Source organism: Candidatus Thioglobus sp. NP1 (genome assembly GCF_003326015.1).
Classification (GTDB): domain Bacteria; phylum Pseudomonadota; class Gammaproteobacteria; order PS1; family Pseudothioglobaceae; genus Pseudothioglobus; species Pseudothioglobus singularis_A.
This window is the reverse complement of the sequence record NZ_CP023860.1, coordinates 92,780-108,647: the sequence shown is the minus strand read 5'-3', so window position 1 is coordinate 108,647 and position 15,868 is coordinate 92,780. Positions and strand designations below refer to the sequence as shown.

Sequence of the window (15,868 nt, the reverse complement as noted above, 5' to 3'; positions counted from 1 at the left end):
AAATATAATAGTTCGAGATAATTAGAAATTAAATGATCGAACTAAATAAGATTATCAATAAAAGGCTTTATATCTTCAGGTTCAACAGTTGAACTAAAGCGTTGAGATGGCTCACCATTCTTATTAATTAAAAATTTAGTAAAATTCCATTTGACGCTATCATTAAGCTTGCCTTTCAGTTCTTTTTTTAAATACTTATACAAAGGATGAGCGCCATTTCCATTGACTTCAATTTTTTCTGATAAAGGGAATGTGACCTTATAGTTGCTGTCACAAAAATCTTGTATTTCTTCTGAAGTACCTGGCTCCTGTTTGCCAAATTGATTACAAGGAAAGCCTATTATAATAAGTCCTCTATCCTTATATTCTTTATAAAGCTTTTCAAGACCAGTGTAGTGGTAAGTTAGGCCGCAATTACTTGCAGTGTTGACAATTAAGATGACTTTACCTTTAAATTCATTTAAAGATACTTCTTCACCATTAATTTGCTTATAGCTAAACTGATAAAAATCTTCATTCATTATATGTCTCCGATAACATTTAAATAAATCTTTATAAAATTAAAATTTGGCTGGGATGGCAGGATTCGAACCTGCGAATGACGGGATCAAAACCCGTTGCCTTACCACTTGGCGACATCCCAATTTTATAATGGTGATTTATTAATCGCTTGAGCGACAAAACCAGTCCATTTTGACGGTAACTCTTGCTTAGCTTTTAACGCATCTTTTTCTTTTTCAAAAGCTACGAAGACACAACATCCAGTACCTGTCATTCTTGCTAAACCAAGATGATTGGCAGTTCTGTCTAGATAGAGTAAAGCAAACTCTATCTCTCCCTCTATGTCTATCGCAGCATCTAAACAGTCGTTATGAAGGTTAGAGACATCTGAAAAGTCTGTCATTTTCCTTTGTACAGGAGACATTGTCAATGCTTTGTGGGTGAAAACTTCTTGAGTTGAGATTTGTTTATTAATTGATACCACTAAATAAAAGTATTTGGGTAGGGTAATTGGTATCAACAGTTCACCAGTGCCCTCTGCCCAAGAAGTCTTTCCACTTAAAAAAACTGGCACATCTGAGCCTAAAGTTTTTCCTATTTCAGTGAGCTTTTCTTTTGAATAATTAAGTTTCCATAATTTATTTAGAGCAATTAAAGTTGTTGCAGCATTGGAGCTTCCTCCACCAAGACCTCCACCAATTGGAATTTTTTTTATTAAACTTATATCGACCCCTTTTTTTGTTCCACTTAGCTCTTTTAATAGATAGGCACTCTTAAGGACTAGATCTTTATTTGAAGGGATAGCTTTATTACTATAATTACGATTAACTAATCCATCTTCTCTAGATTTAAATTCCATTTCATCACCATAATTTAAAAGCTGAAAAATAGTTTGAAGATTATGATAACCATCATTTCTTTTAGAAACGACATGTAAAAAAAGATTAATTTTAGCTAGGGATAAATAAGTCACTTTATAATTTAATAAAGTGTTCTCTGTAATGTTTTAGCTCGTCAATAGAGTCGTAGATATCAGAAAGAGCAAGGTGTTGAGACTTTTTATACGTTGTAGAAATAATATCTGGATTCCAACGCACTGCTAGTTCTTTAAGTGTTGAGACATCAATATGACGGTAATGGAAAAATTTTTCAAGGTCAGGCATATAATTAGCTAAAAACCTTCTGTCTTGGCAAATTGAGTTTCCACACATTGGTGAGACACCATAGTCAACATATTTATTGAGAAAATCAATGGTTTGTTGTTCTGCCTCAGAAGTAGAAATTTTACTTTCTTGAACTCTTTGAACTAATCCAGAATGATTATGTTGATTGGTATTCCATTCATCCATGCTATCGAGATAATTATTATCTTGATGTATTGCAAGAGAGGGTCCTTCATCTATAACATTAAGATCTGCATCAGTTACAACTGTAGCAATCTCAATGATCACATCATTTTCTGGGCTTAATCCTGTCATCTCAAGGTCAATCCAGATAAGGTTTGTTTTTTTATTCATAGTTTATAACTATTGCTAATTTTAATATACTCTTTAAGTTTTTGGCTTGCACTTCCATCAGCTAATATCTCTTTTGCTTTATCAATTCCATTTTGAAGGGATGAGGTTAATCCACTGACATAAATTGCAGCTCCTGCATTAAAAGCAACAATATTCATTGCAGTTTTATTTGTTCCAGAAAACGCTTCATAAATAAGTTTAAGTGATTCATCAGAATTATCAGCACTAATTTCATTAAGATCACCTAATCTTAGGCCAAACTGTTCAGGATGTAAAGAATATGTAGAGATCTGTCCATCTTTTAATTCAGCAACAAAAGTTTCATCAGCAATTGAAAATTCATCAAGACCATCTGCTGAATGAACTACCATTACATGCCGAGATCCAAGTCCTTTGAGCGTATAGGCGATAGGTTCAATTAATTTCTTTTCATAAACTCCCATTACCTGATTGGGGGCTTTAGCAGGGTTAGTTAGTGGCCCTAAGACATTAAATATTGTTCTGATTGCTAGTTCTTTTCTTGGTCCAATAGCATGCTTCATGGCACTATGGTGAGCTGGAGCAAACATAAAGCCAACACCAATATCTTCTATACATTTACTAATAAATTCTGGATTTAAATCAAGATTAATTCCTGCTGACTCTAAAACATCTGCACTTCCAGATTTTGAAGAGATCGAGCGGTTACCATGTTTGGCAACCTTAGCTCCAGCAGCTGCAACAACAAAAGCAGAGGCTGTTGAAATATTAAAAAGTCCTAGGCCATCTCCTCCAGTTCCACAAGTATCAACAAGATACTTATCACTCTTGATTTGTACAGATTTTGCTAGTGAACGCATAACTTTAGCACTTGCTGTAATTTCTTCAATGGTCTCCCCTTTCATGGAAAGCCCAACTAGGAAGGCACCAATCTGTGCATCTGTTGTTTGACCAGTCATAATGCTATTCATGACATCATGCATATCATGTTCATTTAAATTTTCTCTAGCAACTACTGCTTTGATGGCTTGATTTATATCCATAGTTATTATTGACTCATTAATTGTTCAATATCTTCTAGCTCTTTAATGGCTGCTTTAGAGAGAATATGGTGTCCATCTTCAGTAACTAAGACATCATCTTCGATCCTAATACCGATATTCCAGTATTTTGAATCAACTTTATCACTTTTACGAATATATATACCTGGCTCAACAGTAGTTACCATCCCTACTTTAAATTTTCGAATAGTGTTATTAATTTCTTTGGTACCAACATCATGAACATCCAAACCAAGCCAATGGCCGGTTCCATGCATATAAAAATCTCTTAAGCTAGAAGCATCATCCATTATTCCTAGTTTAATAAGTCCTTGTGTAATAACATCACATGCAACTTCATGAGGTTTATTAACTGCTTCACCAGGAACAATAGAGGCAATTGCAGATTTTTGAGCTTTTAAAACAATTTCATATATTTCTTTTTGCGGCTCACTAAATTTTCCATTAATTGGAAATGTTCTTGTAATATCTGATGCATAACCTAATATTTCACAGCCTGCATCAATCAGAAGAAGCTCCCCATCATTTAGTAATTTATTATTTTCATTGTAATGGAGGATGCATGCATTTTCTCCACCAGCTACAATTGGTGGATATGAGTGTTCTGAGTCTTCTTTTCGAAATAATGTATCAAATTCAGCAGTAATATGGTATTCATAAAGCCCTGGCCTTGTCCTTATCATTGCTTGCATATGAGCCTTTGAAGCCAAGTCAGCAGCAGTTTGCATATGTTGAATTTCAGTAGAGTCTTTTATGAGTCGCATTTCAGATAAATATGGATCTAAGAGTTGAGTTCTATTTCTAAATTTTAATGCGATTGACTGATTCAGCTTATTTGTACTTGATACGTCTTTCCAGCCAATATTCCCTGGAGCATCAAAATATAAGGATGATTCTGAAGTAAGGAGTGATTCAATTTTATCTAAAAAAGTATCAATATCATAAGCATTATTAGCCAATAAGGTTTTAGGGGCCATTTCAACTCCAAGTCTAAGCCCATTCCAAATTTCTTTAGTTATGTCTTTCGGTTTTAAGAATATAGTGTAATTATTTTTGGAAAAAACAGCTATGGCATCAGGCTCTATAAAGCCTGTTAAATACCAAAAGCTACTATCTGGTCGAAAAGGATAATTAACATCACTGTTTCTTTTTTGCTCACTATTTGTGCTAACAATAACAACTGCATTGTCATCTAATTTGCTTAATAACTCTTTTCTTCTATTTTGATGTATCATTTTCTTAAGGCTTTTTGTCTTTGTTGGCTAATTACAAAAACGATACCATGAAAAAGATACGACTTTATCAAAATACTATCTTCAATGTCGGTGATAAGGTGGAACTTAATAAAGATAATGACCATCATCTTAGTAAGGTGCTTAGATTCCCAATTGGTAAGGATATTATTTTATTTAATGGTAATGGAGTTGATTACATTGCAAAAGTCCTTGATTCAAAAAAAATGACCCATCTTGAAATCATTTCAGAACAAAAAAACGATAATGAATCTAAGTTAGAATTAACTCTTGCACAAGGAATTGCTAAGGGTGAAAAGATGGATTTTTTAATTCAAAAAGCTATAGAACTTGGCGTCACTAATATTATTCCTATGCAGATGGAGCGATGTGTTGTTAGACTAAAGCCAGATAAGATTCAAAAAAAAATTAATCACTGGCAGAAGATAGCAAACCATGCTTGTGAGCAATCAGGTCGTTCAGTATTAGTTAACATTACACTACCAAAAACACTTAAAGAATTATTAGATATACCTAATCAAAATGGCTTTGTTCTCGATCATAAAGCTACTGCAAGTCTTACTCAAATGAAAAAAGAATCAAAAGCAACAATTCTTATTGGACCAGAGGGTGGCTTGACTGACTTAGAAATTATTGATTCTACTAATGCTGGTTATAAACAACTTTTACTTGGTAAAAGAGTATTGAGGACGGAAACAGCATCGCTTGTAGCAATAGCTAATATGCAACTTTTATGGGGTAGTTAAAATTAAAAGCAATCAATTTATTATTAAATTACTGCTTTTATTCAATTTCACCTAGTTCATTGCTCAGCTCACGTGCTCTATCATAAGCAGCCCGGGTTGCACTAGCGACAATACCTTCAAAGTTTTGATCTTGAAAGCTTTCAATAGCTGCCTGGGTAGTACCATTAGGTGATGTAACTTCAGCACGAAGAGTTTTTGCATCCTTACCACTTTTACTTGCCATTAAACTAGCGCCATAGCTAGTTTGTATGCTAAGGGAATTCGCAGTTTTTTCATCTAAACCAAGTGCCATAGCTGCTTGAGACATAGATTGAATAAGTAGGAAAAAATATGCAGGACCACTCCCTGAAATAGCGGTTATTGCATCTATTAATTTTTCATCGTTGACCCAAAAACACTCACCCACGGATGAGAGAATCGATGTCACTAATATTTTTTGTTCGTTATTTACAAGCTCATTAGCAAAAAGCCCTGTAACACCGTGTTGAAAAAGTGCTGGAGTATTTGGCATAGTTCTAACAAGAGAAAAACTACCACCTAACCAGCGATTAATATCACTTCCCTTAATACCAGCAACTATTGATACAAAGAGATGATTAGACTTAACATTTTCTTTTAATTCAAGACAAACACTTGATAGCTTTTGAGGCTTTACAGCAAAAATGATAATATCACTGCTGCTTAATAAGGCCATATTATTAGAAAAGGTTCTAACTTTCAACTCAGATTGACGTTCATTTAGAAGTTCTTCATTTGGATCACTTATATTAATACATTCTGCATCAAAACCATTATCTAAAAGGCCTTTAATAAGTGCATAAGCCATATTCCCTGCACCAATAAATCCAATGATTGATTTGTTTTCCATATAAAATATCTCTCAAGTTATGCTGATCTTAATTCTACCGAAATTGATATAAATAAAGAGCATTAATGAAAATATTTGATCCAAAATTAATAATGATTGATGTTGATGGGACGCTTGTAGATAGTGTTCCAGATCTTGCTTTTTGTGTTGATCAAATGATGATAGAGCTAGGTTTGCAGCTTTGTGGTGAAGAGAGGGTTAGGAATTGGGTTGGTAATGGTATTCCAAAGCTTATTCAACGTGCTTTGATTGATAAGCTTGATAAGGAATCTATTTCAAAAGTTTATGAAGTAGCTTATCCAATTTTTTTAAAGCTATATTCTGATAACTCTGCAATTAGATCAGGTCTTTATGATGGTGTCAAGGAGGGCTTGGATTATCTAAAATCAAAAGGCTATTTATTGGGCTGTGTAACTAATAAAGCAGAACAATTTACAAATCCACTTTTAAAAAAGATGGGTATTTATCATGATTTTAGATTAATAATATCTGGCGATACTTTGGATAAGAAAAAGCCTGATCCATTGCCACTTTTGCATGGTGCTAATTTTTTTAACATGCAACCAAATGAGTGCCTCATGTTGGGGGATTCAGTCAGCGATGTGAGAGCTGCTAGAGCTGCTGGTTTTGATATAATCTGCATGTCATACGGCTATAATCATGGAAATAATATTGAAGACGAGAACCCTGATTTAGTTATTGATTCAATGGACCAACTTAAAGAACATTTATAATGAATATTGATAAAAATCATATTTGGCATCCATACGCTAAAATTCCAAATAAAGTTCCAACATATCATGTTGAGTCTGCAGATGGAGTCTATCTTAGCCTAAAAAATGGAAATCGTGTTATCGATGGAATGAGTTCATGGTGGTCAATGATTCATGGCTACAATAATTCTTTCATAAATAATGCAATGAAAAAACAAATAGATTCGGTCTCACATGTTATGTTTGGTGGTTTGACTCATCAGCCTGCAATTGAGCTTTGTGAAAAACTTATCAAAATAACACCACAAGGCCTCGATAAGGTTTTTTTTGCAGATTCTGGATCTGTATCAGTAGAAGTTTCTCTGAAAATGGCCTTACAGTATTGGCAAAATAATGGGCAAAAGAATAAAACACATTTTATAACTCCTAGAGGTGGATACCATGGAGATACTTTTGGGGCAATGAGTGTTTGTGATCCAAAAAAAGGAATGCATCATTTATTTAATAGTGTTTTAGCTAAAAATTATTTTGTGACTCAACCAAAAACTGGAAATACAGTTCAAGCTCTTGCTGATTTTGAAAAAAGATTGGAAACTAGTCATAGTAAGATAGCAGCAATGATTCTTGAGCCAATTGTGCAGGGTGCAGGAGGCATGAATATCTATGATCCAAAATATCTTAAAGGTGTTAGATCACTATGTGATAAATTTGATGTCCTTCTAATCGTTGATGAAATAGCAACAGGTTTTGGCCGAACTGGTGAGCTTTTTGGCTGCAATCATGCAAATATTTCGCCTGATATTCTTTGTATTGGTAAAGCACTTACAGGTGGCTATATGACTATGGCAGCTGCAATAACAAATTCAAAGATTTCTGACACTGTAGGTGTTCTAATGCATGGACCTACTTTTATGGCTAACCCATTATCTTGTTCTGCAGCGAATGCAAGTATTGAATTACTTTTAAAAAGTAATTGGCAAAAACGAATTGGAGATATTCAAAGCCAACTTATTAATGAATTGGAGCCACTGAAGGATGAAAAGTCAGTATATGATGTCCGAGTAATTGGCGCAATAGGAGTAGTTGAGTTAAAAGAGCCACTAGATATGCAGATATCCCAAGAGCAGCTTATAAAGTGCGGTGTTTGGCTGAGGCCTTATGGAAAGTTACTTTATACAATGCCTCCTTTTATAATAAATGATAAGGAATTATCTAAGATTACTTATGCAATGAAAGAGGTTGTTATTAATCAATAAAACTTATTTTATTCAATTGGATCAATGTCAATAAACCACCTTACTGAAGAACTGACTTTTATTTTCTCCAAGTGTTTATAAAAAGTTTTAATAATTTGGTGAAGCTTATTTCTGTTGCTGGATTGAAGATACAAATTGAAGTAATAGTAATCAGATTTTTTTTCTATTACTCCAGGAACTGGACCCCAAATCTCAACTGAGTCAATATCAATACTATTAAGAAGAGCCACAACTTCATTTAAAAATTTTTCAGGCGCATCTTTATTTTTAGAGTTTGCACAAAGTAATGCTTGATGAGCATATGGTGGTAATTGTGCCTCCTCTCTTTCGAGTAATAATGTATTTGCATATTTTAGATATTCTGAACTTCTAATAAAGTTAAATATTGGATGATTAGGATACCGAGTTTGAATATTTACTTCACCCTTGTAATCTCCTCTTCCACATCTCCCAGATACTTGAACTAATAGTTGGGCTAAATGTTCAGTGGCCCTATAATCAAGTGACATCAAACCAATATCAACATCTAGAACTCCTACAAATGCTAAATTTGAAAAGTCATGACCTTTTGCTAGCATCTGAGTTCCAACAATAATACATGGCGCACCTGAGTTAATTTTTTCCAGATGCGCAGAAAAGGATTTTTTGCGTCTGGTCGTATCTCTATCAATTCTAATGACTGTAGCATCTGGAAAATATGATTCAAGATTTTCTTCAAGTCTTTCTGTTCCATAACCAAGAATTTTTAGGTTTTGATTTTTACAAGAAGGACATGATGATTCTGGAACTTTTTCAATTCCACAATGATGACATTTAAGGCGATTGACGTTGCGATGGAAGACAAGTGTGGAGTCACAGCTGCTGCATTCAGAGCGCCAACCACAGTCTGTGCAGAAAAATATGGGCGCATAACCACGACGATTTATAAATAACATTACTTGTTTATCTTCTTTAAGATAATGTTTTATCTTGGCAACAAGAGGGTTAGACAAAGCCTCGACTGGCTGGCTTCTCATATCAATCAAATTCACATCAGGCATGATTGCGTTTCCTGGTCGATTGTTTAATACAAGTTTAGTCAGTTTTTTATCAGCAACATTTTTCAAGGTCTCCAGTGATGGTGTAGCTGTACCCAAAATTAAAGGAATATTTGCAAGTTTTGCTCTTATAAAGCTGAGATCTCTTGCAGAGTAACGAAAGTTTGATTGTTGCTTAAATGAGCCATCATGTTCCTCATCAACAATAATCAATCCGAGATTTGGCAGGGAAGTAAAAATAGCAGAACGAGTTCCAAGGACTACTTTGGCTTCTCCACTTTTAGCCATCAAATAAGCATCTTGTTTTTGCGTTTCATTAAGTTGTGAGTGAACAGCCACAACCCTGCCATTAACTCTTTTTCCAAAGCGGTCAATCATTTGTGGAGTAAGTCCAATTTCAGGGACCAAAACAAGCACCTGTTTTCCTTCTTCAAGTAATTTTTCAGTTACACGAAGATAGACTTCAGTTTTGCCACTCCCTGTTACTCCATGAAGTAAAAAGCCATTAAAGCTATCTTTGTAATTAATAATCTCTGCAACTGCATCTTCTTGCTCAGACGTAAGAGACAAAATAGTTGGAGAAATACTATTTTTAATTTCAGATAGTTTTTTTATAACTGCTGGTTTTCCAAGTCTCAAGTTTTTTGGAATTGCATTACTTAAAACCTCACCGATTGGATGATGGTAGTAGTTTGAAGACCAAAATAAAAAATCCAGCACACTTTCTGATAACAAAGCCTCTGAATCAATTACCTCTTCAACAGAGCGTAATTTTTCAAATTTACTTTTATTTTTATGCGAAAGAACAATGCCAATAACTTTTTTTTGACCAAATGGAACTTTTACTCTTGCTCCAATAACGACTTTTTGATTACATAAATAATCAAAAGTGTTATGGAGTGGTACTGCAATAGCAACTTCTATGATCGACGTCAAAGCAAAATGTTTTAGGGATAAAATAAGTATTTTAGCAATATTAACTTGTCATGGTAGTTATTCAAAATATCATTAACGATTCAAATATAGATTTAGATAATCTTAGCCTTGTTTGTCAGAAATTCATGAATGAGTCTGATATTGGTGAAAGTGAGTTATTAATCCGCTTGGTATCACCATTAGAAATTCAGGTTTTAAATAAAGAATACCGATCTAAAAACCAGGTAACCAATGTTCTTTCTTTTCAAAGTGACGTCCCTGAAGAAGTTGGTGAACAAATTTTGGGAGATGTAGTTATTTGTGTTGATGTTGTTCGAGAAGAGGCACTAGTTGGCGGTAAGGTATTTTTAGACCACCTAATACATATGGCGATTCATGGCATCCTTCATCTATTAGGACATGATCATTCAGATCTTACTTCTGCAGATAAAATGGAATTAATTGAGATTAATTTTCTGGATAAAATTGGAATTAAAAATCCTTACCAGTAGGTAAAGCATTATTTTTTGATTAACAATTGTGCTAGTTTCTTAATATTTTCTTCTTGTTGGTTATTTTTTCTATAGATAACACCTATATCCCTTTTTGATTTCGTTGATTTCAAATCAACTGTTATATTTGGATAGTCTTTAAGAATTCCAAAATCAACAGCCATTTTTGGCAAAAAACTTACTCCAATATCTGTATCTACCATGGCAACAAGTGTTGAAATACTTGTACAGGAGAAATTAGAAATATGCTGATTTTCTATTTTATTATTTTGCAAGATATGTGACCTTAGGCAGTGTCCCTGTTCAAGCATTAATAGAGATTTATTTTCAAGTTCTGTGGTTTCACGTTGTTTGTGTTTTATAAAGTGAATAGAGTCTGAAAATACTTGATAATTATCAATAAAATTAGGCAATTCATATGGAAAAGCAAATATTGCAAAGTCAATTTTCGCTTGCTCAAGTTGCTTTAGTAAATTATCACTTGTATCTTCTTTAAAGGAAATCTTTAACTTAGGATAGTGTTTATTTAAATTTGATAGAAAGTTAGGCAGAATAAAAGTTGAGATTGTAGGTATGACTCCAATTGAGACCTCTGATTCAAAAAAATCTAACTTAGCAGTACCCAACAAAATATTAATTTCTGTCATAACTGACATAGCCTGAGTTACAACTCTCTTTCCAACAGGAGTAAACATAATATTTTTATTATCTCTTTCTACAAGTAGTAAATTTAAATCCCTTTCTAATTTTGATATTCCCGCACTAAATGTTGAAGGGCTGACAAAACATTCACTAGCAGCTTTTCCAAAGTGATTAGTTTTGTTTAATGCAATGAGGTACTGTAGGTTTTTTAGTGAGGGCGTCATTTTTATATTCGTTTTTTACGAATATTATATACAGTTTTATTCAATTTAATTTAATATAAATGAATGGTATCATGATGACTCGTTTAACCTATCGGAGGAAATTATGTCATTAAACGGAAGTAAGACTGAACAAAGTTTAAAGGATGCATTCGCTGGAGAATCTCAAGCGAATAGGAGATATTTATATTTTGCAAATCAATGCGATGTACTAGGTGAGCCAGATATGGCTGCTCTATTTAGATCAACTGCTGAAGGTGAGACAGGCCATGCTCATGGTCATATGGAGCATCTTATTGAGGGTGGTGTTGGTGATCCAGGAACAGATATGCCTGCTAAGGAAGTAAAAGAGATGCTTGAAAGTGCAGTTCATGGGGAAACTCATGAATATACTGATATGTATCCAGGTATGGCAAAAACAGCAAGAGAAGAAGGTTTTGATGAAATTGCTGACTGGTTTGAGACTTTAGCTAAAGCTGAGCGTTCTCATGCTAACCGTTACCAAAAAGCACTAGATAGTTTGTAAAAAAATCTGTTGCCATGGGCTCAGCTCATGGCAATAAATCCTAGGTATATATGTCTAAATTTAAAGAAGGAAATTTAGAGGCTCCAACTCGTCACCCACTTAATTGGAATGATGAAGATTTTTATAATGAAGAGTCTCTCAATACTGAGCTAGAAAGAGTATTTGATATCTGTCATGGTTGCAGGCGATGTGTAAGTCTATGCAAGTCTTTCCCTACGCTATTTGACTTAATTGATGAATCTCAAACATTTGAAGTTGATGGAGTTGATAAGGCTGATTATAAAAAAGTAGTAGATCAATGCTACTTATGTGATCTATGTTATATAGCAAAATGCCCTTATGTTCCTCCACATGACTTTAATGTTGACTTTCCTCATCTTATGCTTCGAGCAAAAGCTATCCAGTATAAAAAAGGCGAAACAAAATTGTCTCATAAAGTATTAACGTCGCCCCAAAAAGTGGGTGCTATTGCATCAAAACCAATCATCTCTCCAATTGTTAACTGGTCTAATACAAATAAATCTATCAGAAAGATTACAGAAAAAGTTTTGGGTGTGCATGTTGATGCTGTTGTCCCAAAATATCATACAAAGAGACTTTCAAAAATTTTTATAGAAGAGAATTCCAAAAGTAAATTTAAAGTGGCAATCTTTGGAACTTGCTATGGTGAATATAATGACCCTCAAACTGTTATTGATTTGGTTGATGTCCTAAGACATAACAATGTTGAGGTTAAGCTAATTAAAAAAACTCAGTGTTGTGGAATGCCTAAGATGGAACTTGGAGATCTTGAGACTGTAGTTAAATATGCCAATGAAAATATTGCACCACTTAAAAAGTTAGTTGATGATGGCTATAAATTAATTGCCCCAATTCCTTCTTGTGTTTTAATGTTTAAAAATGAACTACCAATGATAATTTCAGATAATGAAGATATTAAGTCTATTTCTCAAGCATTTTATGATCCTTTTGAATACCTATCATTTTTGAAAGAGAGTGATAATTTTGATATTAATTTTAAGGCAATAGATAAAGAAGTGCTTTATCAAATTGCTTGTCATCAAAGAGTTCAAAATATTGGATCACATACTAAAAGAATTTTAGGACTAATCCCAGATCTAGATGTAAGTATTGCTGAAAGATGCTCTGGACATGATGGAACATATGGTGTCAGAAAAGATACCCATACCTATTCTGTAAAAATAGGAATGCCAGTTGCGAAAAAAATTACAGATACTACTGATTTAGTCGTGAGTGATTGTGTTATGGCTGGGAATCATATAGCACATATTGCTAAACAAAATATTGAAGCTATTCATCCAATTAGTTTGGTGAAAATGGCTTATGAACTATAATTAAAAATGAGGTTATTGATATGCTAAAAAAACAAGATTTATTTTCTCTGGAAGAGTATGCAGAGAAGCGCATAGATATTCGTAAGGAAGCTATTGCAGTAAAAAAAAATAGAGAGGTTAATCTTGGAGAACATATTAGACTTATGTTTGAAAATAAGCAGACTGTTCAGTATCAAATTCAAGAAATGCTTAGAATTGAGAAAATTTTTGAGTCTGAAGGAATTCAAGATGAGCTAGATGTATACAACTCACTAGTGCCTGAGGGATCAAACTTGAAGGCGACCATGATGATAGAGTATACAAATGTAGAAGAGAGGATGGTTGCATTATCAAACTTAATTGGTGTTGAAAAAAGCATCTATTTTCAAGTTGGTGATCATGAAAAAGTATTTGCTATTTGTAATGAAGATATGGACAGAGAGACAGAGGTTAAAACTTCAGCAGTTCATTTTATGCGCTTTGAGTTTGATAAAACTATGGTTATTGATTTTGGTTCAAAAGCCTCAGTAAAAGTTGGTGTTTCTCATCCTAACTATAATTATGAAATTACTTTGAATTCTGAATCTCAAGAGGTGCTAAGCCAAGACTTTAATAATAAATAGTTTAGTTTTAGATCTCTGAAGCCTCTCCAAGAATTTCTATGGCTCGTAAAGAGCCATCTACATAGTACATTCTTAATTTCTCTCTTTCCCAGGGAGGGATTTGTAATTCTTGTAATAATTTTTTAAGAGATTTTGAGTGACTTTTACCTTTGAGTTTGATTCTTTGTCCTTCTAGTCGAAATCTGATTTCAAAATTTGGAAGATCCTTTAAGGCTTTATAGTATGGACAATCTTTAATAGGCGAGGTTTGAAGTTTTTCAAAAAAATAGAGTTCTTTATTGTAACGCCTTACTTCATTGGTATGCCATTTTACAGTTGGATTTGCATCCACTTTTGCGCTTAAAAGAGAAATGATTTCATTAAGAACTTTTGTTGAGGGCAGTAGCATATTATTCTTACTTATAAAATAACGAATTACATTTACAGCTCTTCTTTTTGGAATTTTATTAAGGGGGATAACCTGAAGTTTTCCAGTAATAATTAGTTCATAATTAATAATGTCAAGCATAGCTAGGTCTTGCAAAAGTTGTAATGCTTCACCCTGATGTTTGGCACTTCTTGCAATATTATTAGTAAGGCCATGAAAGATATTTGAGAGTTTAGGTAAGAATTCTATACGTAATAAATTTCTTCTAAAACTGGTATCTTTATTGCTTTCATCCTCAACCCAATCAAGCCTATGCTCAGATGCATATTCAATAATTTGCTCTTTTGGTATGTTTAAAAATGGACGATATAGCTCTGAGTTATAAAGATTTTTATTTTTAGAAATTGCTGCTAATCCTGCGACACCAGACCCTCTAAAAAGTTGCAATAAAAAAGTTTCAGCTTGATCTTCTTGATGATGACCAGTACATAGAACTTCATTTTTCTTCATATCAGAAGTGAGGGCAATATAACGTTTTTTTCGCGCAGTTTCTTCTATATTAGAGGACTTTTCGATATGAATATTAATGTTCTTAAACTCAATGTTGTGTTCACTACAGAGGCTCTCACAAAACACACTCCAATCGTGACTATTATCAGAGAGATTATGATTAATATGAATTGCTCTAAGATTATGATGATGATATTTATTTAAGAAATGAAGCAGTACAACAGAGTCTATTCCTCCGCTAAGGGCAACAACAATTTTCTTGCCATCAAAAAATGGGTCTTTATTCGCTAAATTTACCAAAGCCTAGTAGTTTTTCATGTCTATCTTCAATTAGTTTGTCAATTGGTACCTCGAGTAGATTTTTAAGTTCTTTAACAAGTGCTTTTCTCAGAAACATAGAGGCTGTATCTGGATCTCTATGAATTCCACCAAGAGGTTCAGGAATAACTTTTTCAATTAATTTGTGTTTTTTTAAATGCTTGCTAGTTAACTTCAAGGACTCTGCAGCAATTGGGGCTTTGGATGCATCTTTATATAGTATTGAGGCGCAGCCTTCAGGTGAGATTACAGAGTAGATACTATATTCAAACATCATCATGACATCTGAAAGACCAATTGCAAGAGCTCCACCAGATCCACCTTCACCAATAACTACTGAGAGAATTGGAGTCTTTAAGGTTGACATTTCAAAAAGATTTCTTGCTATTGCTTCACTTTGACCGCGCTCTTCAGCACCAATTCCTGGATAGGCTCCAGGTGTATCGATAAAAGTTATAACAGGTAATGAAAATTTTTCAGCTAACTTCATGAGCCTTAAAGCTTTTCGGTAGCCCTCTGGCCTAGTCATGCCAAAATTATGATAAATTTTTTCTTTTGTAGAACGTCCTTTCTGTTGCCCAATAAACATAAATGTAAGTTCATCTATCTTGGCAATACCTCCAATCAAGGATTTATCATTTGCAAATGCACGATCACCACAGAGTTCAGTAAACTCATCAAAGATACTATCGATATAATCTAAAGTGTAAAGTCTTTGAGGATGCCTAGCAAGTTGAGAAATTTGCCAATCAGAGAGTGAGGAAAAGATCTTTTTTGTTAAGAGTTCACTCTTTAATTTGAGTGAATCCATCTCTTTTGCAATATCAGCATCATCTTTAATACTCTCAAGGGCATCAATTTTCTCCTCAAGTTCAGCAATTGGTTGTTCAAAGTCAAGGTAATTTAAGTTCATTTTTATATGCTAAATTGCTAAGAATAATTTAATGATAATTATAGCAGAAGCAGTGT

Annotated in this window: 17 protein-coding genes and 1 tRNA gene; 7 read left to right on the top strand and 11 right to left on the bottom strand. The window is 33.7% G+C overall.

The annotated features are described in order from the left end of the window. Positions 1-41 precede the first annotated feature (41 nt). The 6 genes from CRN91_RS00620 to CRN91_RS00595 form a co-directional block, all read right to left on the bottom strand. Positions 42-521 (bottom strand): glutathione peroxidase, encoded by a 480-nt coding sequence (locus CRN91_RS00620; protein ID WP_114114532.1) that lies wholly within the window; start codon positions 519-521, stop codon positions 42-44. A gap of 47 nt (positions 522-568) precedes the next feature. After that, positions 569-643, bottom strand: a tRNA-Gln gene (locus tag CRN91_RS00615). 3 nt (positions 644-646) lie between these two features. Further along, positions 647-1,474, bottom strand: coding sequence for a 4-(cytidine 5'-diphospho)-2-C-methyl-D-erythritol kinase (gene ispE / locus CRN91_RS00610; protein WP_254424946.1), 828 nt, complete (start codon positions 1,472-1,474; stop codon positions 647-649). A gap of 1 nt (position 1,475) precedes the next feature. After that, positions 1,476-2,018 carry an oligoribonuclease gene (orn, locus tag CRN91_RS00605; protein ID WP_114114530.1) on the bottom strand — a complete coding sequence of 181 codons (543 nt, stop codon included), beginning with the start codon at positions 2,016-2,018 and terminating at the stop codon, positions 1,476-1,478. Then, complete coding sequence (gene trpD, locus CRN91_RS00600; RefSeq protein WP_114114529.1) at positions 2,015-3,040, bottom strand: anthranilate phosphoribosyltransferase; 1,026 nt, start codon at positions 3,038-3,040, stop codon at positions 2,015-2,017. Before trpD ends, orn begins: the two co-directional genes overlap by 4 nt. Before the next feature lie 5 nt (positions 3,041-3,045). Next, positions 3,046-4,293: an aminopeptidase P N-terminal domain-containing protein gene (locus tag CRN91_RS00595; protein ID WP_114114528.1), complete on the bottom strand. Its 1,248-nt coding sequence runs from the start codon at positions 4,291-4,293 to the stop codon at positions 3,046-3,048. 47 nt (positions 4,294-4,340) lie between these two features. Between CRN91_RS00595 and CRN91_RS00590 the strand changes: the two genes are divergently transcribed. Then, positions 4,341-5,057 (top strand): 16S rRNA (uracil(1498)-N(3))-methyltransferase, encoded by a 717-nt coding sequence (locus CRN91_RS00590; protein WP_114114527.1) that lies wholly within the window; start codon positions 4,341-4,343, stop codon positions 5,055-5,057. A gap of 37 nt (positions 5,058-5,094) precedes the next feature. Here the strand turns inward: CRN91_RS00590 and proC are convergent, their stop codons facing one another. Beyond that, complete coding sequence (proC, locus tag CRN91_RS00585; RefSeq protein ID WP_114114526.1) at positions 5,095-5,925, bottom strand: pyrroline-5-carboxylate reductase; 831 nt, start codon at positions 5,923-5,925, stop codon at positions 5,095-5,097. 65 nt (positions 5,926-5,990) lie between these two features. Between proC and CRN91_RS00580 the strand changes: the two genes are divergently transcribed. After that, the gene (locus CRN91_RS00580) at positions 5,991-6,659 is read left to right on the top strand and encodes a phosphoglycolate phosphatase (RefSeq protein ID WP_114114525.1); all 669 of its coding nucleotides are present in this window, start codon (positions 5,991-5,993) and stop codon (positions 6,657-6,659) included. Further along, entirely contained in the window at positions 6,659-7,894 is a 1,236-nt protein-coding gene (gene bioA, locus CRN91_RS00575) for an adenosylmethionine--8-amino-7-oxononanoate transaminase (protein ID WP_114114524.1), read from the top strand. The genes CRN91_RS00580 and bioA overlap by 1 nt, the downstream gene beginning before the upstream one ends. A gap of 8 nt (positions 7,895-7,902) precedes the next feature. Here bioA and priA read toward each other — a convergent pair whose 3' ends face one another. Then, positions 7,903-9,867, bottom strand: a complete 1,965-nt coding sequence (priA, locus tag CRN91_RS00570; protein WP_114114523.1) for a replication restart helicase PriA — start codon at positions 9,865-9,867, stop codon at positions 7,903-7,905. Between the two features lie 50 nt (positions 9,868-9,917). Between priA and ybeY the strand changes: the two genes are divergently transcribed. After that, positions 9,918-10,358 (top strand): rRNA maturation RNase YbeY, encoded by a 441-nt coding sequence (gene ybeY / locus CRN91_RS00565; RefSeq protein ID WP_114114522.1) that lies wholly within the window; start codon positions 9,918-9,920, stop codon positions 10,356-10,358. Positions 10,359-10,366: 8 nt separating this feature from the next. Here ybeY and CRN91_RS00560 read toward each other — a convergent pair whose 3' ends face one another. Further along, on the bottom strand, positions 10,367-11,224 hold the full coding sequence (locus CRN91_RS00560) for a LysR substrate-binding domain-containing protein (protein ID WP_114114521.1): 858 nt from the start codon (positions 11,222-11,224) through the stop codon (positions 10,367-10,369). A gap of 103 nt (positions 11,225-11,327) precedes the next feature. Between CRN91_RS00560 and CRN91_RS00555 the strand changes: the two genes are divergently transcribed. From CRN91_RS00555 to CRN91_RS00545, 3 genes are read left to right on the top strand one after another with little or no spacing between them, the layout of a single operon-like run. After that, complete coding sequence (locus CRN91_RS00555; RefSeq protein WP_114114520.1) at positions 11,328-11,747, top strand: rubrerythrin family protein; 420 nt, start codon at positions 11,328-11,330, stop codon at positions 11,745-11,747. A 50-nt stretch (positions 11,748-11,797) separates the two neighbouring features. Next, positions 11,798-13,102, top strand: a complete 1,305-nt coding sequence (locus CRN91_RS00550) for a (Fe-S)-binding protein (protein WP_114114519.1) — start codon at positions 11,798-11,800, stop codon at positions 13,100-13,102. A 20-nt stretch (positions 13,103-13,122) separates the two neighbouring features. Continuing rightward, complete coding sequence (locus CRN91_RS00545) at positions 13,123-13,704, top strand: DUF3501 family protein (protein ID WP_114114518.1); 582 nt, start codon at positions 13,123-13,125, stop codon at positions 13,702-13,704. A gap of 7 nt (positions 13,705-13,711) precedes the next feature. Here CRN91_RS00545 and tilS read toward each other — a convergent pair whose 3' ends face one another. After that, positions 13,712-14,881, bottom strand: coding sequence for a tRNA lysidine(34) synthetase TilS (gene tilS / locus CRN91_RS00540; RefSeq protein WP_114114517.1), 1,170 nt, complete (start codon positions 14,879-14,881; stop codon positions 13,712-13,714). Continuing rightward, positions 14,862-15,812 carry an acetyl-CoA carboxylase carboxyltransferase subunit alpha gene (locus tag CRN91_RS00535; RefSeq protein ID WP_114114516.1) on the bottom strand — a complete coding sequence of 317 codons (951 nt, stop codon included), beginning with the start codon at positions 15,810-15,812 and terminating at the stop codon, positions 14,862-14,864. Before CRN91_RS00535 ends, tilS begins: the two co-directional genes overlap by 20 nt. Between the last annotated feature and the right edge of the window lie 56 nt (positions 15,813-15,868).